The sequence below is a fragment of the Streptomyces sp. NBC_00038 genome (assembly GCF_026343635.1).
Lineage (GTDB): Bacteria > Actinomycetota > Actinomycetes > Streptomycetales > Streptomycetaceae > Streptomyces.
In genome coordinates, this window is record NZ_JAPELQ010000002.1 from 300,544 (window position 1) to 323,285 (window position 22,742).

General features: G+C 70.1%; 16 protein-coding genes and 1 pseudogene. 5 read left to right on the forward strand and 12 right to left on the reverse strand.

Annotated elements, in window-relative coordinates:
- Window positions 1-159 precede the first annotated feature (159 nt).
- Both OG219_RS44495 and OG219_RS44500 read left to right on the forward strand, forming a co-directional pair.
- Window positions 160-1,020 (forward strand): annotated as a pseudogene (locus OG219_RS44495) (family 16 glycosylhydrolase); the annotation flags it as partial.
- 83 nt (window positions 1,021-1,103) lie between these two features.
- Window positions 1,104-2,288, forward strand: a complete 1,185-nt coding sequence (locus OG219_RS44500; protein WP_266836892.1) for a glycoside hydrolase family 64 protein — start codon at window positions 1,104-1,106, stop codon at window positions 2,286-2,288.
- A 6-nt stretch (window positions 2,289-2,294) separates the two neighbouring features.
- On the opposite strand, the gene OG219_RS44505 is transcribed toward OG219_RS44500, so the two are convergent.
- The 5 genes from OG219_RS44505 to OG219_RS44525 all read right to left on the reverse strand — a co-directional run bounded on the left by OG219_RS44505 (window position 2,295) and on the right by OG219_RS44525 (window position 7,330).
- On the reverse strand, window positions 2,295-3,644 hold the full coding sequence (locus OG219_RS44505; protein WP_266836894.1) for an aromatic acid/H+ symport family MFS transporter: 1,350 nt from the start codon (window positions 3,642-3,644) through the stop codon (window positions 2,295-2,297).
- Between the two features lie 150 nt (window positions 3,645-3,794).
- Entirely contained in the window at window positions 3,795-5,000 is a 1,206-nt protein-coding gene (locus OG219_RS44510) for an alpha/beta hydrolase (protein WP_266836896.1), read from the reverse strand.
- A gap of 229 nt (window positions 5,001-5,229) precedes the next feature.
- Window positions 5,230-5,910, reverse strand: coding sequence for a TetR/AcrR family transcriptional regulator (locus tag OG219_RS44515; protein ID WP_266836898.1), 681 nt, complete (start codon window positions 5,908-5,910; stop codon window positions 5,230-5,232).
- 158 nt (window positions 5,911-6,068) lie between these two features.
- Window positions 6,069-6,980, reverse strand: coding sequence for a hypothetical protein (locus tag OG219_RS44520; protein WP_266836900.1), 912 nt, complete (start codon window positions 6,978-6,980; stop codon window positions 6,069-6,071).
- A 5-nt stretch (window positions 6,981-6,985) separates the two neighbouring features.
- On the reverse strand, window positions 6,986-7,330 hold the full coding sequence (locus OG219_RS44525) for a hypothetical protein (RefSeq protein ID WP_266836902.1): 345 nt from the start codon (window positions 7,328-7,330) through the stop codon (window positions 6,986-6,988).
- A gap of 43 nt (window positions 7,331-7,373) precedes the next feature.
- On the opposite strand from OG219_RS44525, the gene OG219_RS44530 reads away from it, so the two are divergent.
- Window positions 7,374-11,492, forward strand: a complete 4,119-nt coding sequence (locus tag OG219_RS44530) for a CHAT domain-containing tetratricopeptide repeat protein (protein WP_266837942.1) — start codon at window positions 7,374-7,376, stop codon at window positions 11,490-11,492.
- A gap of 117 nt (window positions 11,493-11,609) precedes the next feature.
- On the opposite strand, the gene OG219_RS44535 is transcribed toward OG219_RS44530, so the two are convergent.
- The 5 genes from OG219_RS44535 to OG219_RS44555 are packed head-to-tail and all read right to left on the reverse strand — an operon-like array spanning window position 11,610 to window position 17,638.
- Entirely contained in the window at window positions 11,610-12,608 is a 999-nt protein-coding gene (locus OG219_RS44535) for a LacI family DNA-binding transcriptional regulator (protein WP_266836904.1), read from the reverse strand.
- Window positions 12,605-14,452, reverse strand: coding sequence for a glycoside hydrolase family 36 protein (locus OG219_RS44540; protein WP_266836906.1), 1,848 nt, complete (start codon window positions 14,450-14,452; stop codon window positions 12,605-12,607). The genes OG219_RS44535 and OG219_RS44540 overlap by 4 nt, the downstream gene beginning before the upstream one ends.
- Window positions 14,453-14,460: 8 nt before the next feature.
- The gene (locus OG219_RS44545; protein WP_266836908.1) at window positions 14,461-15,315 is read right to left on the reverse strand and encodes a carbohydrate ABC transporter permease; all 855 of its coding nucleotides are present in this window, start codon (window positions 15,313-15,315) and stop codon (window positions 14,461-14,463) included.
- Window positions 15,312-16,250 (reverse strand): carbohydrate ABC transporter permease, encoded by a 939-nt coding sequence (locus tag OG219_RS44550; RefSeq protein WP_266836910.1) that lies wholly within the window; start codon window positions 16,248-16,250, stop codon window positions 15,312-15,314. Before OG219_RS44550 ends, OG219_RS44545 begins: the two co-directional genes overlap by 4 nt.
- Window positions 16,247-17,638, reverse strand: a complete 1,392-nt coding sequence (locus OG219_RS44555) for an ABC transporter substrate-binding protein (protein ID WP_266836912.1) — start codon at window positions 17,636-17,638, stop codon at window positions 16,247-16,249. The genes OG219_RS44550 and OG219_RS44555 overlap by 4 nt, the downstream gene beginning before the upstream one ends.
- A gap of 255 nt (window positions 17,639-17,893) precedes the next feature.
- On the opposite strand from OG219_RS44555, the gene OG219_RS44560 reads away from it, so the two are divergent.
- Complete coding sequence (locus OG219_RS44560; RefSeq protein WP_266836914.1) at window positions 17,894-19,873, forward strand: hypothetical protein; 1,980 nt, start codon at window positions 17,894-17,896, stop codon at window positions 19,871-19,873.
- 85 nt (window positions 19,874-19,958) lie between these two features.
- On the forward strand, window positions 19,959-20,579 hold the full coding sequence (locus OG219_RS44565) for a TetR/AcrR family transcriptional regulator (protein WP_266836916.1): 621 nt from the start codon (window positions 19,959-19,961) through the stop codon (window positions 20,577-20,579).
- Window positions 20,580-20,601: 22 nt separating this feature from the next.
- On the opposite strand, the gene OG219_RS44570 is transcribed toward OG219_RS44565, so the two are convergent.
- Together OG219_RS44570 and OG219_RS44575 are read right to left on the reverse strand one after the other, a co-directional pair.
- A complete protein-coding gene (locus tag OG219_RS44570; protein ID WP_266836918.1) occupies window positions 20,602-21,207 on the reverse strand; it encodes a GPP34 family phosphoprotein in 606 nt (201 codons plus the stop codon).
- 234 nt (window positions 21,208-21,441) lie between these two features.
- Window positions 21,442-22,614, reverse strand: a complete 1,173-nt coding sequence (locus OG219_RS44575) for a YbfB/YjiJ family MFS transporter (RefSeq protein ID WP_266837944.1) — start codon at window positions 22,612-22,614, stop codon at window positions 21,442-21,444.
- Between the last annotated feature and the right edge of the window lie 128 nt (window positions 22,615-22,742).

Here is a 22,742-nt window from a genome sequence, read left to right on the forward strand (position 1 = left end):
CCCTAAGGGACTCTTATGGAGCCGGGCTGTTGAAATACCCGCAGTTCAGGGGTGTTTCAGCAGTCCGGCGTTCCATTGGCCAAAGCAATCTTTCTGCGTAGCATCGAGCCCGTTCGGCTCCCCCACCCGTATCACCCTCCCCCCACAATGAGGTTCGGTATGGCCGCACATCGCTCACGATCCCTGCCCTTGGGCGGGCTGGCCACCTTGGTGGCCGCCTCTCTCATCACGGCCGTCGGCCTGTCGCTGACCGGCCCCGCCACTCCCCGGGCCGAAGCCGCCGTCGGCGCCCAGACCTGGTCGGACGAGTTCGACGGTGGGGCCGGCAGCGCGCCGGATGCCACCAAGTGGACTCGCGAGACCGGCGGTTCGGGCAACGGCAACAACGAGTTGCAGTACTACACGGACAGCACCGACAACGCCGCGCTCGACGGCAACGGCCATCTGGTGATCACCGCCCGCGCCGCCAACTCCTCCTCCGGCCTGAGCTGTTGGTACGGCCCCTGCAGGTACACCTCCGCCCGGCTCAACACCGCCCAGACCTTCACCCAGGCGTACGGCCGTTTCGAGGCCCGCATCCAGATCCCCCGGGGCAAGGGGATCTGGCCCGCCTTCTGGATGCTCGGCGACGACCTCGGCAGCGTCGGATGGCCGAACAGCGGCGAGATCGACGTCATGGAGAACGTCGGCAGCGAACCCGGCACCGTCCACGGCACGATCCACGGCCCCGGCTACTCCGGCTCCGGCGGCCTGGGTGCCCCCTACACCCTGCCGAACGGCCAGGCGTTCGCGGACGGCTTCCACACCTTCGCCGTCGAGTGGTCACCGGAGGCCATCACGTGGTCCGTGGACGGCACCGCGTACGAAACCCGGACACCCGCCGACGCCGGCGCCAACAAGTGGGTCTTCGACCACCCCTTCTTCCTGATCCTCAACCTCGCCGTCGGTGGCAACTGGCCCGGCGAACCCGACGCGTCCACCACGTTCCCGCAGACCATGACGGTCGACTACGTGCGCGTCTCTGCCTGGGAGTGAGTCGGCCCCGTACACGCTCGGCCCGCAAGCACCACATCCCCCCGCACCGGACAGGAACAGAGACAGACATGATCACCCGCAGAAGGATGTTCGCCTCACTCGCCGCCGCCGCAGTCGCGGGCCCCGGCCTCGCTCTGGTCGCGCCTCGCGCGCTGGGAGCGGTCGTCCCCGACGGCTCCGGCACGAAGGCCGCGGGAGCACTCCCACTGACCATCTCCAACTCCACCGGCGCGTACGCCAATTCGTCCGTCCACGTCTACATCGTCGGCAACCAGGGCGGGCAGCAGGTGCGGGTCACCGCCGACGGCGCCCTGGCGCCCATCGCGCTGTCCGACAACGGCTCCGACGGATTCACCGACTACGCCATCCCGTTGGCCTCCAGCGGCGAGACAACGTTGTCGATCCCGTACATGTCGGGCCGTATATACGTCGCGCTGGGCAGCAAGCTGAAGTTCAAGGCCGTGACCGACGGCGCGGGCAACGCGGCGCTCCAGTACCCGGCGGGCTGGGTCACCTCCGACCCCAACTACGAGGTGCTGCACGACTGCGCCGAGTTCACGTACAACGCGGCCGGGATGTTCTGCAACACCACCATGGTCGACATGTTCAGCGTGCCGATGGCGATCCGGCTCACCGGTTCCGCCGATCAGACCACCGGCACGCTGATCACGGGCGGGCGCGACAAGGTCTTCTCCGCGGTGAAGGCCGTCGACGCGTTCGCCCCGCTGGTCGTGGACGATGTGCGGGTCATCGCGCCCGGACACGGACTGGACGCCGGACTCTTCGCCAAGGACTACTTCGCCTCGTACATCGACGAGGCCTGGAGCACCTACGCCGGGAAGGACCTGACGATCACCACCAACGCCGGCGCCTTCACCGGCCGGGTCGGCGGCGGCACCCTCTCTTTCACCGGACCGGCGACCGCCTCCTTCGCCAAGCCGTCCACCCGTGACGTCCTCTTCTGCGACGGTGCACTCGCCGCCCCCAACGACGGTACGACCGGGCCGGTTGCCGCTGTGCTGGGCGCGGCGTTCAACCGTACGACGCTGGTGAGCACCGCTTCCCAGCCGACCACCGACCCGGCCTCCTTCTACGGGACTTCACTCACCAACCACTACGCGAAGGCCGTGCACGCGGCCACGGCCGACGGCAAGGCGTACGGCTTCGCCTTCGACGACGTGGCCGACTTCGCCTCGTACATCCAGGACACCGCACCCACCGAGATCCGTCTGAGCCTGACGTCGTTCACGTAGAACCCTTCAGGCGTCCGACGCAGCGGTCGCCGGCATCGGACCGGTACGGGCACGGCTGTCGAGCCGGCCGGCGGCGGGGACCAGGGCGATGGCGACCGCGCCGGTCACCCCGGCCAGCGCGAAGGCGGTGAAGCCCCAGCTCTCGCTGCCGTTGGCGGCGAGGGTACCGACCAGTGACGGTCCGACGACGGCGCCCGCGCGGCCCACACCGGTGACCCAACCGAGTCCGGTGGCCCGTTCGCTGTCCCGGTAGAGGGAGTTGGAGGTCGCGTACACCATCACCTGAGCGCTGAACAGCCAGACGCCGGTCAGCGCCACCACGGCGTAGGTCAGCCCGAGCGGCAGGTGCGACTGGAGCAGTAGCGCGCCTGCCGCGGTCAGGGTGAACCAGATCGCCGATACCCGTACCGGACCGAAGCGGTCGGCGGCCCGGCCGGCGATCAGCATGCCCACGATTCCGCCCGCGTTGATGACCAGCAGGAAGCTCACGGAGGACGTCATTCCGTAGCCGGAGGCCTTCATCATGGTGGGCAGCCAGGTGCTGACGCCGTAGACGAGGAGCAGTCCGCAGAAGGACGCCAGCCACAACAGCGGGGTCGCCCAACGGGATTCGGGGCGGAACAGCGCCAGGACGGCGTCCAGTCGGCCCCGGGCTCCGGCCGCCGGGCTCGCGACCGGTGTGGGCCGGGGCAGGCCGTAGCGGTCGGCGACCCGGTCGGCCTGCTCGCGGTGGCCCCGGGAGAGCAGGACGGCGGGCGACTCGGGCATGAGTCTCAGCAGCAGGGGGACGGCGATCACGGCCGGCAGCACGCCGGCCCAGAACACCCAGCGCCAGCCCGCCGACGGGGCGACGGTCAGTCCGAGGACGGTCGCCGCCATACCACCTGCGTGGTACGAGGTCATCAGCAGCCCGGTGGTGAGTGCGGCCCTGCGGGGCGGGGCGAACTCCATCACCATGGCCAGGCACAGCGGCATCAGACCGCCGAGCCCCAGACCGGCGATGAACCGCCCGGCGCCGAACAGTGTGGTTGTTCCGGCCATCGCACAGAGCGCGGAGCCGAGGGAGAAGAGCGTCACGCTGCACGCCAGGATGGGCCTGCGGCCGAGCCAGTCCGTGATGTTGCCCGCGGTGAGGGCGCCGATGAGCATGCCGAAGGTGGTCCAGCTGCCGATGGTGCCCGCGGTCGAGGAGGTCAGGCCGAGGCCGTCGTCCTCGAGCATGTGCGGCATGACGGCCCCGTAGATGTTGACGTCCATGCCGTCGAAGAAGACCGCCAGCCAGCACAGGGCCAGTACCGGGAAGACGGAACGGAAGGTGTGCCGGGGATGTGCGTCCTTGGTGCCGGGAAGAGTCATCGTCGACCCCTTGGGTGGGAGCGGAGCGGGAGGAGTGCCGTGCAGTGTTCGACTAGTGAACTTCTCTTCACCCAAAAACGCCTGGTCGGCGGCCACGAATTTTCGAGTGACGGGGCGGGGCGATATTTCTGTGCGACCAGATCGGGCCGGTCAGCTGCCGAGGTGCTTGCCGAGGAACGTCACGATGTCGCCCATCACTTGCTCCGTCGACCACTTGAGCCCGGCCGAGGAGTCGCCGCCCATGAACGACAGGTCACCGTGGTCCGCGCCCTCGAGGACGTAGCGGGTGCTGTCGACGCCCTTGGCGCGCAGCGTGTTGTGCAGGGTCAGGGTCTGGCTCGGTGAGACGAGCCGGTCGTCGCTCCCGTGCAGCAACATGAAGGCGGGGTCCGAGGAGTCCGCGTACGTGCTGGGGTCCGCGGCCTGAATCGCCTTCGGGTCGTCATCGAGGGACTTCTTGGTGCCGGCGCCGAAGACGAACTGCGCGGAACTGGTACCGGCGGCCAGGTACGTCTTCTGGGTCGCGGCGTCGAAGTCGGAGGCGGTCTTGGACAGGTCTCCGGGACCGAACTCGTCGACGACCGCCTGCACGTCGCTGCTCTGGTCCAGGTTCTCGCCGGCCTCGAACTCCTTGACGCCGTTGGTGGTTCCGGTCATCGCGGCGAGATAGCCGCCGGCGGACTGCCCCCACACCGCGACGTTCGCCGGGTCGATGCCGTACTCGTCGGCGTGCGCCCGCAGGTAGCGGATCGCGGACTTCACGTCCTGCAGGGTCTCCGTGTAGGTGGCGCCGCTGGTGACGGTCCGGTATTCGATGCTGGCGACGGCGTAGCCCTGCTCGGCGACGTACGTCCGCTGATTCAGGTTGCCGGTCTTGTCCGCCATAGCGAAGCCGCCTCCGGTCATGTAGACGACGAGCGGCTTCTTGCCGTCGGTCTCGGGGACCTGGAGATCCAGCTTCAGCTCCGCCTTCTTGCCGTTGGCCGTCGGAGTGGAGTAGACGACGTCGCTGTGCGTGGCGACCTCGACCTTTCCGCACTGGATCTGCGCACCGGTCGGGTCGATGACGGTGCTCGTGCTCGTGTCGCTCGCCTTCACGGTCTTCGCGAAGGACAGCGACGCACCGCCGGCCGCGCCGCTCGGGGCTCCGGAACCCGCCTGCCCGGCCGCCGCACCCGACGCCTGGGAGGCCGGGCACTCCGTCGACTTCGAGGCCGACGCGTCGGCAGCCGTGCTCCCGCTGTCCGAGGAGCAGGCCGTCAGCGCCAGCCCGAGCACCACGGCCGTCGCGAGTCCCATACCGGCCCTCCTGGGCTTCTTGTTCCTGGCCGCCTTCTTGATCTCTTCCTTGACCATGACTCTCCTCTGATAGTCCGAGCACAACAAGTGGAAAATCGATTCCCACTTCCTGAGGCACGATAGCACTAAGTGGGAATTCGATTCCCACTTAGTGCGGGCAGGGCTCAGCGCCACGCGTGGGCGGGCAGCGCAGCAGACAGTGAGGTGCCCTGAGTACGAGGGATGGGGGGCGGTGCCTCCGGGCGGCGGGCGGATCCCGCGGACCCGTTGCGCCCGAGACGGGGACCTAGCGAGGAGCCCGTTCGCGGGCCTGACGGTCGCTCGACTCGTCGAGCGCGTCCATGAACCCGGTGTCACCGATGGCGATCTCGGGCAGGTCGGAGGCCGCGCCGGGCTCCGACCGAAGGCCGTCCAGGAGCAGCCGCAGATACCGGCGCCACAGGTCGGGGTGCCCGGTGCGGTCGGTGATCGCGGCCACCATCAGCTGGATCATGGGGATGTCCAAGGGCACCACGTCCGCACGCAGCGCGCCCTGTTCCTTCGCCCGGCTGATCAGGGCATCCATCGTGGGCGTGATCCGGGCGAGGATCTGGGCCTGTCGCCTCGGGCCGGCCGAGGCGCCGAGCATCACCTCGCGCAATCCCCGGTCGAAGGCCTGGACCTCGCAGGCCTTCTCCATGCTCGTCACCAGTCCGCGCCACGGATCCGGGTCGGCGAGACCCTCCTCCGCCGCAGCCGCGAGGGTGTCGACCATGTCGTCGAAGAGCGCGTCCACCAGCTCTTCCTTGCTCGAGAAGCGTCGGTACACGGTCCCGAGGCCCAGCCCGGCATGAGCGGCGATGTCACTGAGGCTCGCCTCCACCCCCCGCTCCCGGAACACCTCACGGGCTGCGACCAGGACACGACGACGGTTGGCCTCGGCATCCCGGCGCAACGGGGGCCGGTCTGTGCCGGGGCTCGACGCCATCTCGATCGCTCGACTCCCAGAAAGGCGGTGAATTTCCGGTTCATGCTACAGCGGACCGGCTACGGTCCCCTGTGCGGCGGCGTCAGGGCAAGCACAGCGATGCAGCAGCGGATCAAGCTGCCCCGTTCCGTGTGGCGAGCGTGGTCGGTGCCGTCGAACTAGCGGCCCTTCCGCACGAGGTCGGTGATGCGCTCGCCCTCGCTGATCGTGAGCGGGCCGGTCCCCTCCATGGGGTCGCCGACCCCCAGCGCGGCCGCCAGCGTACGACCGTGCAGGTCGAGGGTGGCCTCGGTCAGGGTGGTGAAGTCGGCTACGGCGGCTCGGGCGCGGACCCACCCGGTCAGGCCGATGCCCGCGGCGACCAGCACGGCCGGCCACCACACCACGGTGAGCAGGAGGTAGGGCAGGGCCCAGGTTCCGGTGGCGACCGCGGCGGCGAACGCCAAGTGCGCGGCGGTGAGTTCGGTACGTGCGGGGTCGGGGAGGACCAGCCAGAGCCGGGACCAGCCGTAGGTCAGGTCGAGTCCGTAGCGGTGGTACGCGATCGACTCCACGGCGTGGATCCGGTCGCCCATCCAGGTCGGCCTGCCCGGTTCGGCCATGGCCAGTCGGGTGACGCGGTCGGCCACGGTGTCGATCCGGTCCTGTTGCTCGCGGGTGCGTGTGCCCGGGCTCGCGGCTTCGAGATCCCGGCGTTCCTCGACGAGCCGGTACCACTGTGAACGTCGGCGCACGGTCCGCGCCGCCGCGAACGCGACGAACGGGCGGGGCCACTGGCCCAGCCAGGCGCGCCGGGTGATGCCGGCCAGCGCCTGCACGACGAAGCCCACGCCGGAGGCGGCCGCCAGTACGGTCACGACGAGTAGTGCCTGCGCCCCGCTCGGCTGGTCCGCGATCGTGGTGGCGGCGTTCTCGGCCCGCCGGGTCAACAGCGCGACGTTCCACGCGTCGCCATGGCCGAGGCTGACGGACAGCCACACCGCGCCGAGGAAGAACGCACCGGGCAGCACGAGCAGGCTGATCCACCGGTCGGCGAGCGTCTTGGCCAACTGCTGGAAGAAGCCGCCCACCCGCGCTACCCCCGTTCCAGGGGCCGACCCATGACGGCGCAGCGCGGGATCGCACCCGCCGGGGGTGGCACCGCCGTCCGGTCGCAGGCGCCGTCCGGGCAGCGGAAGGTCTCCTGACGGGCGATGCCCAGCCCGGCTCCCGGCAGCCCCGTCGCGAGCGTGCGCAGAGTGGTCTCACGGTCGGTGTTCAGCAACTGGCCCAGCAGGGTGAGCACCGGGCGCCGGGCCCGCGCCTCGGACACGATCCGTTCCAGCAGTTCCTGACGTTCCGTGGAGTGGAGCCTGGTCTCGCCGATCAGCGCGTCGAACTCCTGGCACAGCGTGGTCAGTGCCGATCGTTCGGCGTCCACCAGGGCTCCTCCTTCCGTCAGTTGGCCGATAGTCTCATGGGTGATGTTCTCCGACCACCAGCCCGATCCGGAGCAGCTGAACCAGCAGGCGGTCGACCTGCTGAACCAAGCTACCCAGTCCGGTGATACGACCCTGCTGGGCACCTGCGTCTCGTCGTTCCAGGACATCGTCGCCCTGACGCCGCACCACCATCCACGCCGCGCCACCCGCCTGTACAACCTCGCCGAATCCCATCGGGCGCTGTACGCCCTGACGGGACAGGAGGACGACGCCGACCAGTCGATCGGTATCGGGCGAGAGTCCGTGGCCGCCCTCCACGACGGTGACCCGAACTCCGCGCTGATCCTGGGCAACCTCAGCGCCACCCATCTCCTGCGGTTCCAACGGGTCGGGCACCCGGGCGACCTGGACGGGGTCATCGAGTTCGGCGAACGGGCTGTTGTCACGCCCGGCGCCAACCTCAACCTCGCGTTCCACCTGTCCACTCTCGCCGCGGGCTACGTGCTGCGGTTCCAGGGGGCCGGGCACATCGCGGACCTGGATCGCGCAATCGGCACCGGCGAGCAGGCGATGGGCGCCACCCCTGCCGACTCCCCACACCGACCGACCATCCTCACCAACCTCGCCGCGGGCCACCTGCTGCGGTTCCAGCGGACCGGACATACCGCGGACCTGGACCGCCCCATCGGCACCGGCGAGCAGGCGATGGCCATCACCCCCTCCGACTCCCCGAACCGGCCGACCATCCTCACCAACCTCGCCGTGGGCCACCTGCTGCGGTTCGAGGAGTCCGGGCACACGGCGGACCTGGATCGCGCAATCGGCACCGGCGAGCAGGCGATGGGCGCCACCCCCGCCGACTCCCCACACCGACCGACCACTCTCACCAACCTCGCTGTGGGCTACCTACGGCAGTTCGAGCGGACCGGGCACATCGCGGACCTGCACCGAGCCATCGACACCGGCGAGCAGGCCACGGCCATCACCCCCTCCGACTCCCCGAACCGGCCGACCATCCTCACCAACCTCGCCGCCGCCTACTTGGCAAGGTTCGGACGGGTCGGCCGTCCGGCGGACCTGGACCGCGCCATCGCCTTCGGGGAACAGGCCGCCGCCGACACCGCCAACCCGCAACGAGTGACCGCCCTGTCCAACCTCGCCGTCGCCTACCACGACCGCTTCGAGCGGACCGGGAGCCTGGCCGACCTGGACCGGGCCATCGGCCACCACGAACACGCGGTGGTCGCCGCCCCGGACAACGCTCCCGGCCGCGCCACCTACGTGTCCAACCTCGGCATGGCGTACCTCGCGCGGTACGAGCGGACGGGGAGTCTGGCCGACGTGGACCGGGCCATCGGGCACCTCGGTCGTGCCGTCGCCACGGCTCCCCGGGGCCATCTCCAGTTCGCGATGCTCCTGTCCAACCTCGGGACCGCGTACGGGGCGCGGTTCGACCGGCTCGGGGACGTGGGTGATCTGGACCGGGCCGTGGCACATCACGAACAGGCCGTGGCCGCCACACCCGACGGCCACCCGGATCTCGCCCACCGCCTGTCCAACCTCGGCACCGCGTACGACGCGCGGTCCGACCGGAAGGGGGACCCCGGCGACATGCACCGGGCCGTCGAGAGCCTGGAACGCGCGATTGCCGCCACACCAGCCGATCACCCCTTCCGGGCCAAGGGCCTTTCCAACCTGGCGGCGGCCCTGCGGGGGCGGTTCGAACGGCTGGGAGACGTGGGTGATCTGGACCGGGCCATGGCACATCACGAACAGGCCGTGGCCGCCACACCCGACGACCACCCGGACCGGGCAAGGCACCTGTCCAACCTCAGCGTCGCCCGCTGGTCCCGGTTCACCCGCACCGGGGAGATGCCCGACCTGGACGCGGCCATCGACGCCGGGAGACGTGCGGTGGCCGCCACGCCGGACGACCACCCGGACCGTGCGATGCGCCTGAGCAACCTCGGCAACGCTCTCAAACAACGGTTCGAGCGCAGCGGCAGCCTTCACGACGTGGACCGGGCCGTCGCGCATCACGAAGAGGCCGTGGCCGCCACGCCCGACGACCACCCGAACCGGGCCACATCGCTGTCCAACCTCGCAACCGCCTACCACGCGCGGTCCGGCCGGAGCGGAGGCGCCGACCTCGACAACACCGTCGACCTCACGCTCCAGGCGCTCGCGGCCACACCCGCGGACCACCCCGACCGACTGCTGCGCCTCTACAACCTCGGACGGTCCTATCAGGCGCGGTACGAGCGCTCGGGTGATCCGGCCGACCTGGACCGCGCGGTCGACCTGGCGCGGGAGACAGCCGACGCCGTCCCCGCCGACCATCCGGACCGCGCGCAGCATCTCTTCAACCTCGGCAACACCTACCGGCTGCGGTTCCGGCGGACCGGCAACCCGTCCGACCTCGACCGCGCCGTCGACGCCGCGGAAGGGACCGTCGCTGCCACACCCGCCGGCCATCCCAGGCGGGCCTCACGCATCTACCTCCTCGCGACCTGTCACACAAGGCGGTGGGACACCGGCAGCGCCGTCGACCGGCCGCGGATCGTCCGGCTCGCGGAGGAGGCGCTCGCGGCCACGACGTCGCCCCCGTTCGACCGGCTCCGCGCCTGCTGGGCGGTCGGCCGGCTCGCCTATGTACTGGACGAACCGCACACCGCCCGGCTGCTGTTCGACACGGCGGTGGAGCTGCTGCCGTTGGTCGCGGCACGGGAGACCTCGGCGGCGGACCACGAGTACCGTCTCGGCGCGAACAGCGGACTGGTCGGCGAGACGATCGCCGTGCACTGTGCCCTCGACGATCCGGGCGGCGCGGTCCAGGCCGCCGAGCTGGGCCGGTCGATCCTGCTGACGTCCCGGCTGGCGCTGCGGACACCCCTCGGCGACCTCGAAGCCGAGCACCCGGCACTGGCCGGCCGGCTGAGCCGGGTCCGCGATGCCCTCAACGCGCCGGACCCCCCGGCCATGGCCACACCCGACGGTCAGGACCTCGACCATGTCGACCGGCGTAAACGGCTGTGGGCCGAGCACGACGCCGTACTGACGGAGATCCGCCGACTGCCGGGCCTGGACCGGTTCCTGCTCCCGCTGAGGTGGACCCGGCTGCGGCCGACCGCCAACGGTGAGGCGGTCGTGCTGCTCAACGCCGGCCGGCAGCAGTGCGACGCCATCGTCGTCACCGCCGACGGGCCCCTGCTGCCGGTGCCCCTGCCCGAACTACGGCTGTCCGATGTCGAGGCGTGGGCCGCCGAGCTGACGGAAGCGACGCACAACGCCGGCTCGTTCACCGGCGAGCTGCGCTGTCAACGGGTGCTGACGAAGCTGCTCGGCCGCTTGTGGGACACGACGGTCGAGCCGGTCCTCGACGCGATCGAGGACCGGCTCCGCCTGGACGACGGAGTACTGCCCCGCGTGTGGTGGATGCCGACCGGACCGCTCGCGCTGCTGCCGCTGCACGCTGCCGGGCACCCCGATGAGGCCGGGGCGCTGGACCGGGTGATCTCGTCGTACACGCCCACCCTGCGCACCCTTGCCCGTGCACACGGCCGCCCGGCCGCGACGGCCCTGCGCCGACTCACGGTCGCCCTCGACCGGACCCCGGGTCTGCCGGACCTGCCGGCCACCGCGGCCGAGGCGGCGAGCCTGCACGCCGCCCATCCCGACATGCCGCTGCTCACCAACGAGCGGGCCACCGCCGCCCGTGTGACCGGCGCGCTCCCCAAGGCGACTTGGGCACACTTCGCCTGCCACGCGGGCACCGACCCCGACGCGCCGTCCGAGGGCGGGCTGCACCTCCACGACGGCGTGCTGTCCATCGCGGAGATCGGTCGCCTCAACCTCCACGAGGCCGAACTGGCATACCTCTCCGCGTGCTCCACCGGACACGTCGGCCGACGGCACGCGGACGAGTCCATCCACCTCGCCTCCGCGTTCCAACTGGCCGGGTTCCGGCACGTAGTTGCAAGCCTCTGGCCCCTGGACGACCGCGTCGCCGCCGGCGCGGCCGACCACTTCTACCGGTTGATGCCGGACACGCCGTCCGCCGATCACGCGGCGATGGTGCTCCACCGCGTCATCCAGCGTCTGCGCACCGAGCACTCCGGCCGACCACACCTGTGGGCGTCACTGATCCACAGCGGGCCGTAGCCCGAACCAGCACCGAACTCAGAGGGCAGCAAGTACACGTCAGTCGCCTCGGGCAGGTGGGCCAACCACCACCTCGACGCCGAGTGAACCGCGCCAATCAGCAGCAGGCTGACCCCCTCACCGCGTCCGAGGCTCCGCCGTGCTCGCGCGGATCACCAGTTCGGGGTCGAAGAGGAGTTCGCCGACGGGGACGTCGCGGTTGCCGACCAGGGCGAGGATGCTGCGGGCCACCTCCGAGGCCAGGCGGTCGGCCGGCTGGCGGACCGTGGTGAGCGGGGGGTCGACGAAGTCCATGATCATGGCGCCGTCGTAGCCGACGACCGACACATCGCCCGGAACCTCGTGCCCCTGGCGGCGCGCGCCGCGGATCGCGCCGAGGGCCATGTAGTCACTGGCGGCGACGATGGCCGTGGCGCCGCGGCCGAGGAGCGAGATCGCGGCGGACTGGCCGCCCTCGACGGTGTAGGACTGCCGGACCACCCACTGCTCCGGGTCCTCGACGCCACGTCTGGCGAGCGAGGAGACGAAGCCGCTGACCCGGCGGTCGGCGGGGCGGTTGCCCACGGGGCCCGATGCCATGCCGATGCGGCGGTGGCCGAGCCGGTACAGGTGGTCGACGGCGAGTTCGGCGGCCAGCAGGTCGTCCGTGGAGAAGACCGGCGCCTCGCTCACGCCCTCGAACTGGCCGTTGACCCCGACGAACGGGATCCGGCGCGAGCGCAGGAGTTCGTACGCCTCCGGGTCCGCACCCTCGATCGTGTTGCTCGACGAGAGGAAGACGACGGCGGCGACGCCCCGGTCGGCGAGCGAGGTCACGAAGTCCAGCTCCTGCACTCCGCCGGGGAAGCACGGGCACAGGATCGTTTTGAGGCCGTGCGGGGCGAGGGTGGACTCGATGCGTTCGCAGACGTCGGCGAAGAACGGATTGGAGACGAACTCGGTGATGACCGCGATGAGTTGACCCCGCGTCTGCCGCTCGTACCCCAGGTCGGCCATCGCCTGCTCGACCGCCTCACGGGTCTTGCGCGACACACCCTGACGCCGGTTGATGACCCGGCTGACCGTGGCCTCGCTCACCTGCGCCCGGTCCGCGACCTCGGTGATGCCGACCTTCATGCGTTTCCCTCCGCCACCCGTAGTGCCACCAGCCCCGAGCGAGGTACGGGCACGATGTGCAGCCCCGGTACCGGCGACCGTTCGCAGTCGTCGATGATACGGCCACACTCGTCACGGACGGTCATGCGCAACGGGCGTTGCCCACCGGTCACCTCGATCACGAGGCGGTCCGACGCCGTGCCGTTGACCAGGGTGATGTCGTCGTACGCGGTGGTGTCGACGGGCACGACGCGGTCGCTGTGCACGGTGGTGACGCAGGCGGTTCCACGCGCCGCGGTGACCAGGGTGTAGAGGTCGTCGGGCCGGCCGGGCTCGACGTCCCCGTGCAGCAGCACCGGCCGCAGCCGCCGCCACTCGGCGAGCCAGAACGCCAGCGTCTCGCGGTGTTCGCGGGACAGGTCGGTCAGCCGTACGGAGATCTGCGGGACGCTGTGCAGGGAGCCGATGAGCTGCCGGGCCACCGCGTGTGCGGGCGCGTCGCGGTCCCACAGGAGCATGTCGCCGTGAACCGCGCCGCCGACGGCGAGCATGGCCGTGTCGAGCGTGCGCACCCGGTTGCCGGTGGCGTCGCCCGGGCAGTCGAAGGAGCGCAGCATGTTGCCGAACGGGGCCATGCCGGGACCGACGTACGGCTGGCGCAGTTCCAGCAGCAACTCGCCATCGGGCCGCAGTTCTTCGAGCGCGGTGCGCAGGTCGGTGAGCAGGACGGTCATGGCCTGGCCGACATCGCTGATGTCGGTGCCTTCGTGGTGGGCGTACGCGCCGTCGCCGCGGTACGCCATGGCCTCGTCCAGGAAGTCGATCTTGAGCCCGTCGAGGCCGTGGTCGGCGACCAGCCGGGTGCACAGGCGGATGACGTGGTCGCGGACCTCGGGGCGGCGCGGGTCGAGCACTTGGGCGCCCGGGACGCCGGCGGGTGCGGGGGCGTAGGCGGCGAGCCGGTCGGCGCAGTCCGCGCCCGGGCCGAGCAGGAGCGGTGCGACCCAGGCCAGGTAGCGCAGGCCCTGCGCGCGCACGGCGGCCACGTGCGCGGTGAAGTCGGGGAATTTCGTCAGGTCGGGGCGCCAGTCGCCGCACCCGGCGTAACCGCGGCCGCTGCCGTACTCCTGCCAGCCGTCGTCGAGGATGAGCACCTCGCAGCCGAGGGATGCGGCGAGGCGGGCCTCGGCCTCGACCGACGCGGCGTCCACGCGCTGGTTGAAGGCGTACCAGGTGGAGTAGACGGGCGCCCGCGCGCTGTCGGGTACCGGCATGGGGGCACAGTGCGGTTGCGCGGCGAACCACTCCCGCAGCCCGCGCATGGCCGTCGCGACCGTGGGCGCCGAGCGGGCCAGCAGGATGCGGCGGGGGCCGCCGTCGGGCGCGGGAGCCAGGTGCAGGTGCACCACGTGGGTGTCGTTCTCCTCCGAGACCCCGAAGACGACATCGGTCTCGGGGACCGGGTCGGCGACGGCGAAGGTGAGCCGCGTACGGCCGTCGTGGTCGTAGAGACAGCCCGCGGCGGTGCCGTCGACGAGGCTGACGCGCGAGCGGCCCGCCCAGTCGGCGACCAGGGTGCGCTCCCAGCCGGCGCCCGGGTGCCAGTAGCCGGCCGCGTCGCCGAGCGGCACGCTCATCCTCACCTCCGTCGCGGCCGGACCGCCGTCCGTCCCGATCTCCAACAGGGCCTGTCCGTCGCCGAGTTCGGTCACCTTCCAGTGCGCGCCGACGCCCGGAGCCTGGGCGAGGACCGCGATACGAACGCCGTCGAGAAGTGGCTCGTAGCGTGCCGGAGGGAGTTCGGCCGTGGTGACGGGCTGGGTGGTCACGCCGGAGGTGACACGCTGGGTGGTGCTCAGGGTCATTGCGGGGATCATTCCTTCACGGCACCGGCGAGGAGCCCGGAGACGAAGTGACGCTGGAGTGCGAGGAAGACGAGGGCCATCGGGATCGCGGCGAGGGCCGTGCCGGTGAGCAGCGCGCCGTAGTCGGTCTGGTCCAGGCCCTGGAGGGACGCCAGCGCGACCGGGATCGTGAACTCACTGGCGTCGCGCAGGACGACCAGCGGCCAGATGAAGTCGTTCCACTGGAAGAGGAACAGGAAGATGGCGAGGGCGGCGAGCGCCGGCTTCATGGGCGGCAGGACGACCTTGAGGAAGAGCCTGAACTCCCCGCAGCCGTCCATCCGTGCGGAGTCGATGAGTTCGTCGGGCAGCGCGGCCATCGACTGCCGCATAAGGAAGATCCCGAACGGCAGGGCGAGGTTGGGCATGATGACGGCCTGATAGGTGCCCAGCCACTCCAGGTCGACCATCATCTTGAACAGCGGGATCAGTGTGACCTGCGTGGGGATGACGAGCCCGAGCATCAGCAGCCCGAACAGCGCGCCGCTGCCGCGGAAGCGGAACTTGGCGAAGCCGTATCCGGCCAGCGTGCAGATCGCGCCTGCTGCGATGGTGTAAATGACGGTGATCAGCAGTGAGTTGACGATGACCTGGCTGAACTGCGCCGACGACTCCAGGGTGGAGAGGTTGTCCATCAGGTGCCCGCCGGGCAGCAGCGGCGGCGGGCTGTCGAAGATCTCCTTGGAGCTGTGGGTGGCGGCGATGATAAGCCAGTAGAACGGCAGCAGGACGGCCGCGACGGCGATGCCCAGCGAGGAGGTCACCAGGAGGGAGCGCGAGCGGGGCGTGCGGCCGGACCGCGGCCGGGTGGCGGTGAGGGTCACGACTTCTCTCCCAGCAGGCGGAACTGCACGATGCCCAGGATGCCGATCAGGACGGTGAGGATGTACGCGACGGCCGAGGCGTAGCCGAAGTCGAAGTACTTGAAGGCGTTCTGGTAGAGGTACACGCCGATGGTGAGGGTGGCGTTGTCGGGCCCGCCGCCGGTCAGGACGTACGGCTCGTCGAAGAGCTGAAGGGTGCCGATGGTGGACAGCACCGTCGTCAGCAGGAGCGCGGGCCGCAGCCCCGGCAGCGTGACGTGGCGGAACGACTGCCAGGCGGAGGCGCCGTCGACGGCCGCCGCGTCGTACAGCTCGGTGGGCAGCGACTGGAGCCGGACGAGGAAGATCACCGCGTTGTAGCCGGTGTAGTGCCAGGTCAGCGCGAGGCCGAGGGAGATCTTCGCCCACAGCGGGTCGGTCAGCCAGGGGACCTCGCCGATGCCCACCAGGCCGAGCAGCCAGTTGACCAGTCCGTACTGGGTGTTGAGCAGGACGGCGAAGATGATGCCGTACGCGACGAGTCCGGTCACCGTCGGCAGGAAGAAGCCGAGCCGGAAGAAGGCACGGCCGCGCAGGAGTGTGGAGTTGAGGGCGACCGCGATGCCGACGGCCAGTGCCAGCATGACGGGTACCTGGACGACCAGGATGATCGCGGTGTTCTTCAGCGCGGTCCACAGCAGGGGATCGTCCAGCGCCCGCGTGTAGTTGCCCGCGCCCACGAACTCCTGGGTGCCGTTGACGTTCTCGTACAGGCTCATCAGGAACGACGAGCCGATCGGGTACAGCTTGAAGACCGCGAAGAGGACGAGCGCGGGGAGGATGAAGAGATACGGGACGGCTCGGCGGCGCAGGATCCGCGCTGTGGGGCGGGGCGCGCTTGGCGGGAGGGAGACGCCGGCGGTTGTCAGGACGCCGTCGGTGGTGGTCGTGGTCATGAGGCGAGCTCCCGTCCGGTCTGGCGGGCGAGCTGGTCGGCGGCGTTGCGCAGGGCGCGAGCGGGGTCGGCGCCTTTGAGGAGTACTTGGGTCTGCGCGTCGGCGACGGTCTTGAGCGCGCGGGCGTAGTCGGCGGAGTAGTTGACGGCGGGCGACCGCGCCTTGAGCGCGTTCAGGAAGATCTCGCCCTTGTGCTGGCCGCTGAAGAACTTCGACGGCTCGTGGAAGACAGGTGCCTCGTACGCCTTGAGGAGGGCGGGGGCGATGCCGTTGCTGCGGTAGATGGCCTCCTGCGAGGCCGGTCTGGTCAGGATGTACTCGACGAATGTCCAGGCGGCGGTCTGGTGCATGCTGGATCCGGCGACGGCGAGGTGGGTGGAGTTGACGGTCGCGGCCGTGGTGCCGCCGCGCTTCACCGGCGGCGGGAGGCGGACCTTCCACTTGCCGGATTCCTTGGGGACCAGGCCCTCGATGATGCTGCCGAACCAGGTGGGCCAGGGCAGTACGGCCGCGGTGCCGGCCTTGATGGAGTTCTCCAGTGCGGTCCAGCCGCCCGCGAGATCGCTGACCAGGCCGGCGTCGTTCATCTCCTTGATGAGGGTCATCGCGGTGACGGCCTCGGGAGAGTCGAGGGTGATCCGGCCCTCGGCGTCGAAGTAGAACGTGCCCTGGAGCTGGAGCAGCATCTGGAAGAAGTTGGCGGCGTCCGGCTGAGAGGCGGGCTTGTCGATGCCCAGCAGGTGCACCCCGGTCTTCTTCTTGATCTTCTTCCCGGCGTCGATGGCGTCCTCCCACGTCGCCAGCGCCTCACCGTCGACACCGGCGGCCTCGAAGATGTCGGCCCGGTAGTAGAAGCCGGCCGAATTGGCCTCCCAGGGAAGGGCGTTGACCTTGCCCTTGCGGGTGACGGTCTGCCATATGCCGTCGGCGAAGGCGTCTCGGTAGCGGTCGGCGCCGAGCGGGCCGAGGTCGGCGAGACCGTCGGGGAACTTCTCGGTGTACGCCGGGAGATAGTCGACGCCGATGTGCAGGACGTCCGCGAGACCCTGGCCGCCGGCCGCCATGGCAGTGGTGATCTTGTCCCAGATCGCCGGGTTGCCGATGTCCTGAACGGTGACGTCGATACCGGGGTGCTGCGCCTTGAAGGCCGGGACCAGGGCTTTCATGGCGGCGGCCGGGCCCTGCCAGCTCCAGACCGTGATCGCCGCCTTGTCCGGGTCGCCGAGGCTCCCCGCCTTGGTGGCGCCGGTCACCGAGCAGGCGCCGAGCAGCGAGGTCCCGGCTCCGGCGGCGAGCACGGAACCGCCCAGCGCGAGCAGGCGCCGCCGGTCCAGACCGATTCGCGGTGGGTCGTCAGGCGGTGGCTGGTTCAGGGGCGAGACGTCCATGGCTGCTCCGGGGTCCGGCGAGTGCGCGGCTCTTGTAGCGCGGCTGGAAACTAACAAGCGATCGACCTGACTTGCAAGAGATCAATGAAAGTTTTCTGTTGCTCAGATCATTTGTCGCGGCATCTTGGTTGCATTACTTGCACGTTTCTTCCGCATGACCATTGAATCTCATGTTCCGGTCCTGCTAGCTTTCCGCCACCGCCCGACCGTCCCGCCCGCCCGCCCGCCCGCCGTCACCGAAGACCGGGAGATTCGATGAAGCCGTCAAGGCTCATGCTGCTCACCGCTGTTGCCCTGCTCGTGCCGCTGGCCCCCGCGCTGTCCGCGACGGGAGCCGCCGCGACCACGTCGGGCACGACCCCCGCCGCCCCCCAACTCGCCCTCATCAACCCGGGCTTCGAGGACGGCACCACCGGCTGGACCTTCACCTCGGGCGCCGGTGTCGGCGAGGGCAACAGGCACGGCGGCGTGCGCTTCCTCTACCTCGACTCGGGCGCCGGCAAGAGCGGGAAGCAGACTCTCGTCGCGCCCCGGAACGGCAGCTACGACTTCTCCGCGTGGATCGGGAGCGCGGGCACCGGCGGCACCTATACGATCCGCGTCAACGGCAACGTTGTCGAGACGGTCAATCTGCCGCAGCGCGCCGGGTACGCCCGCTACACCATCAGCGCCGTCAAGCTGCGGACCGGCGACGTACTGGAGATCTCCTTCGGCTCCGGCACCAGCTGGGTCAACGTCGACGACCTGATGATCTCCCCCGCCGCGTCCGCCGACCCCAAGGTGACCTCGTCCGACCCCAAGATCGTCGAGATGTTCGCCTGGGCCAAGAAGAAGGCCAACAGCTGGGCGCAGCTGCCCGGCACGACGGGCCCGATCAACGTCGACGAGTACCAGGTCGAAGGCACCGGCTCAGCGATTTACGGACCTTCCTACTGGGCCGGATACGCGAACCGCAGCGCCTACTACTCCCGCGACATGACCCACCAGCTCGCCGGAGCCCACATCCTCGGCATGGACGCCGAGAACGAGGCGATGCTCCGCTCGTACGCGGCGTCGGCCACCGCCGAGCACAAGTACTTCCCGGTCTGGGCCCTCAACTTCGACTCCAAGACCTACCTGAGCATCGACTACAAGACCCCGGACAACTACGTACGCGAGGTGCCGGCCGTCTTCGAACTCGTCGAGAAGGCCGGGCAGGCGTACCGCTGGACCGGTGACCAGAGTTACGTCAACGACCAGGTGCTGTGGGACTTCTACCAGACCTCCACCGACGAGTTCATCGACCTGCACAACGCCGCCAAGCCCAACGGCAATGTCAAGGTCGCCGAGGGCACCGGCAACGGCATCTTCGCCGGCGCCGCCAGCTACAACGAGCAGGATGGCGACGGTCTCGCCGAGGCCGGGGACGGTATCGCCTCGCAGTACCAGGCGTATCTGGCGCTGGCCACGCTCGCGCGCGGCAAGGGTGACACCAAGCTGGCCAAGACCTACGACAAGCGTGCCGCCGACCTGAAGGCGTACTACAACAAGGAGTGGAGCGGCACCGGCAGCGGCGCCGACATGGTCCGCGCCTACACCACGTCCGGCGAGCCGGTCACCGGCTGGGGCAAGGAGAACAGCGTCTTCGTGCCGATGAAGCAGATCCTCGATCCCGGCCCGCGCAACGACACCTATCTCGACTACATCCAGGCGCAGGAGCTGGGGCCGGAGGGCTCGCCCAACATCGAGTCCACGACGTACCTGCCCGACATGTTCTTCAAGAACAACCGCAACGACACCGCCTGGGAGTGGATGAAGAAGATCTACGACCAGCGGGAGATCCAGCACATCAACTCCAGCCAGGGCCCCAACGGCGACTACCCCGAGGTGTCGTTCTCCCTGGTCAGCCAGACCGTCGAGGGCCTGATGGGCATCGCGCCGGACGCGGCGAACCACAAGGTGACCACGCAGTCGAAGCTGCCGACCGGCATGAAGTGGCTCCAGAGCGCGGACGTGCCCATCGGCACGGGCACGATCACCGTTCGGCACGACGGCGCGACGAAGTCCACGCTGACGAACAACGCGCGCAGCGGCGCCTACCGCTGGGAGGCCCGCTTCCAGGGCGTCCACAAGAAGATCACCGTCAACGGTGTCCCCCAGCGCGTGCGGACCAAGACGGTCGACGGCGTGACGTACACCTACGCGACGCCGACGGTTCGGGCGGGGGCGGCGGCGGTGGTGAAGGTCGCCGACTGAGGTGAACGCTGCCTCTCGACCCACGCCCACTCCCGCCGGCCGACCGGTCCGGTAGGTGATAGTCGACCGGTCGTACACTTACGCCATGGGACGAACCAGCGACGCCAGGGAGAAGATCCTCAGTGCCGCGCAGACACTCATCGAGCTGCGCGGCTACTCGGCCCTGGGCGTGGCCGAGATCTGCAAGACGGCCGGTGTACCCAAGGGCAGCTTCTACTACTTCTTCGAATCCAAGGAAGCTCTCGCGCTGGCCGTGATCGACGAGCACTGGGCGGGCCAGAAGGCCGACTGGACGCGCATCCTGAGCGATGACGCTGCACCACTGAACCGGCTGCGTCGGCTTTTCGAGGAGACGGAAGCCGGGCAGCGTGCCGGCCAGCAGAGCTGCGGCACCGTCTCGGGCTGCCTGTTCGGGAACCTCACTCTGGAGATGAGCAACCAGACGGAGGCCATCCGCATGCGGCTGCAGGAGATCTTCGAGGCCCAGGTCGAGATGGTCGACTCGGTCATCGCCGAGGCTCGTGAGCGCCAGGAGGTCACCGTGACCGACACCCGGGAGGCCGCCCGGTCGGTGGTGGCCCAGCTGGAGGGACAGGTCCTGTTCGCCAAGCTCTACAACAACACCCAGCGGCTCGGCTCTCTGTGGGGGAACACCCTGGCGCTGCTCGGTGGCCACGCGGCGGGTGGGGTCGCGGCCGGCGTCTGACGCCCGCCCGCCCGTGGCTTCGTCACGGGCCGCGCCAGATGTTGTCGAAGGCCGCGTTTTCGATGCTCCGCCGTTGCCGTACGGCTTCCAGTTCCGTCTCCGCGTCGTGGACAGCGCCCAGTACGGTCACGACCGCGTCGTCGGCGAGGCCGGCAACCTCTTCGGCGGGCTCGTCGCGGATGCCCAGGGCGGCCGCGAGGCCGGCGAGGACGGGCTCGCCCGACGTCCAGCGCTCGGCCGCCCGGCGACGTGCCGAGGCGTCACCCCACACGGCCGGTCCGGTCCGAAAGGGATTCCAGCGGTGGCGTGGCCGGGCCACCTGGCCCTCCGCCTCCAGGACGGCCAGGTAGGCCGCGGCCAGGTCACGGCCCCGGCGCCACAGCCAGTCCTCGACGGACTCGTACGGCGCCTGGCGGGAGAGCGACGACACCGCCTCGTCCAACAGCCGATCACCCATGGTCCGCTGCGCCGCGGGCACGATGCCGTCGCCGTCCAGGGTGAGCGCCTGGGCGTCGATGAGGTCGATCAGTTCGGCTCCCGCGAGCGCCAGCGACAGGTTTCCCTGCTCGACGGAGCGACCGGACGAGACATCCATGGTGATGATCAACAGGTCGCGCGGTGTGGTCATGAAGGGCTCCACATCAGAGGCATCGGTGGCGATACTCCACAGGCATGGGTGACGATACGTCGCCTGTGTCCGGCCCGGCTCCCGGGGGCGGGTCCGGACGCCGCGGCTGACAGGCGGTCCGTTCGGACGGGCGCCTCGGCCGGAGACCGATGAGCGGATGGCGAACGGTCGGCCGACCGTGAGACCGACGACCCAATGGCGAACGAACGGTCCGCCGACCGTGGCCCGGCTCCGTCAGGCACCGAGTGTGCCGGTGTCCGGGGCGGCTTCCGCCGGTGCGGTCCGTCGTGCCGGGGTGGCATGTCGCCCTTCCACCATGTGGTGCGGAAAGCCGATGCGCAGCACGGCGGTGGCCGTGGCAGCCGCGAGGACCATGACAGCGGCCAGGATCAGCGCCTGCTGGTAGCCGTCGTGGAGCAGCGGCGCGACGACCAGGGGGCCGAAGATCTGGCCGACGGAGTATCCGGCGGTCAGCAGAGCGACCGAGCGCGGGAACCGGAGATGGGCCCCGGTTGCGAGGGCGAGGGTGCTGACGCCGATGAACGTCGCGCCGAACAGGACCGCGGAGACCAGGGCGGCTGCTACTCCACCGATCAGGGCGGGCAGGGCGATGCCGGCCGCCTGGATGACGAGCGCGGCGAGCAGCAGACCGGGACGGGACCAGCGGCGCCCGAGCCAGGCCCACAGTGCTGAGGATGGCACCGCCGCCAGACCGACCAGTACCCAGGCGCCGCTGCCGATCCAGCCTGGGGAGCTCTGTTCGATCGCGGCGACCAGGAAGGTGCCGGCAACGATGTAGCCGACGCCCTCCAGCGTGTAGGAGGCGAAGAGGGCGGTGAACCAGCGGTGCGTGCGCATCTCCGGTCCGTCGGCCGGGGCCCTGCCGGATTCGGGGGTTGCCGCGGGAGACGCCTCGGGGCGGAGGTTCCACGCGACGGCGGCGAGCACCGCGGCGAGTGCCGCCGCGGCCCACCAGGCGACCCGCCAGTCGCCAGCGGAGCGAAGAACGAGGACGAGCAGGCCGGACAGTGCGATACCGGCGCCGACTCCCCCGAAGCCCCAGCCGGGCAGGTGTGCCGGGTGCTCCCGCAGGTGACTGAGAAGGGAGCTGACGGCGATGACGAAGATCAGCGCACTCATCACTCCGGCCAGCAGTCGCAGCGCGAGCCATATCGCTGTGCTGTGTGTGGCGGGCATGGCGGCCAGACTGACGGTCAGCACGATCAGAGCGGTGCGCAGAAGGGCGGGTGAGCGGACCAGCGCGGGGGCCATGATGCCGGTGAGCGCACCGACGAAATAGCCGATGTAGTTGGCGGTGGCCAGGTTCGCGCCGGCGCCCGTGGACAGCCCCGCCTGAGCATGCATCAGGGGGAGGATCGGGGTGTAGACGAACCGGCCGACGCCCATGCCCGCGGCGAGCGCCGCGGCGGCTCGGACGACGTGCCCCCAGGGCGAGTGAAGCGCTGCGCCCCCTTTGCCCGGGGCGTCGCGCAGGGCCCGTACGCTCATGACGAAGTCCTTGTGGGGTCGCGCGG

Excerpts from the sequence above, each read along its gene's own strand:
- OG219_RS44500 (WP_266836892.1), top strand. The coding sequence starts at position 1,104 with ATGATCACCCGCAGAAGGATGTTCGCCTCACTCGCCGCCGCCGCAGTC.
- OG219_RS44505 (WP_266836894.1), bottom strand. The coding sequence starts at position 3,644 with ATGACTCTTCCCGGCACCAAGGACGCACATCCCCGGCACACCTTCCGT.
- OG219_RS44510 (WP_266836896.1), bottom strand. The coding sequence starts at position 5,000 with ATGGTCAAGGAAGAGATCAAGAAGGCGGCCAGGAACAAGAAGCCCAGG.
- OG219_RS44515 (WP_266836898.1), bottom strand. The coding sequence starts at position 5,910 with ATGGCGTCGAGCCCCGGCACAGACCGGCCCCCGTTGCGCCGGGATGCC.
- OG219_RS44530 (WP_266837942.1), top strand. The coding sequence starts at position 7,374 with ATGTTCTCCGACCACCAGCCCGATCCGGAGCAGCTGAACCAGCAGGCG.
- OG219_RS44535 (WP_266836904.1), bottom strand. The coding sequence starts at position 12,608 with ATGAAGGTCGGCATCACCGAGGTCGCGGACCGGGCGCAGGTGAGCGAG.
- OG219_RS44540 (WP_266836906.1), bottom strand. The coding sequence starts at position 14,452 with ATGACCCTGAGCACCACCCAGCGTGTCACCTCCGGCGTGACCACCCAG.
- OG219_RS44550 (WP_266836910.1), bottom strand. The coding sequence starts at position 16,250 with ATGACCACGACCACCACCGACGGCGTCCTGACAACCGCCGGCGTCTCC.
- OG219_RS44555 (WP_266836912.1), bottom strand. The coding sequence starts at position 17,638 with ATGGACGTCTCGCCCCTGAACCAGCCACCGCCTGACGACCCACCGCGA.
- OG219_RS44560 (WP_266836914.1), top strand. The coding sequence starts at position 17,894 with ATGAAGCCGTCAAGGCTCATGCTGCTCACCGCTGTTGCCCTGCTCGTG.
- OG219_RS44565 (WP_266836916.1), top strand. The coding sequence starts at position 19,959 with ATGGGACGAACCAGCGACGCCAGGGAGAAGATCCTCAGTGCCGCGCAG.
- OG219_RS44570 (WP_266836918.1), bottom strand. The coding sequence starts at position 21,207 with ATGACCACACCGCGCGACCTGTTGATCATCACCATGGATGTCTCGTCC.
- OG219_RS44575 (WP_266837944.1), bottom strand. The coding sequence starts at position 22,614 with ATGGGCGTCGGCCGGTTCGTCTACACCCCGATCCTCCCCCTGATGCAT.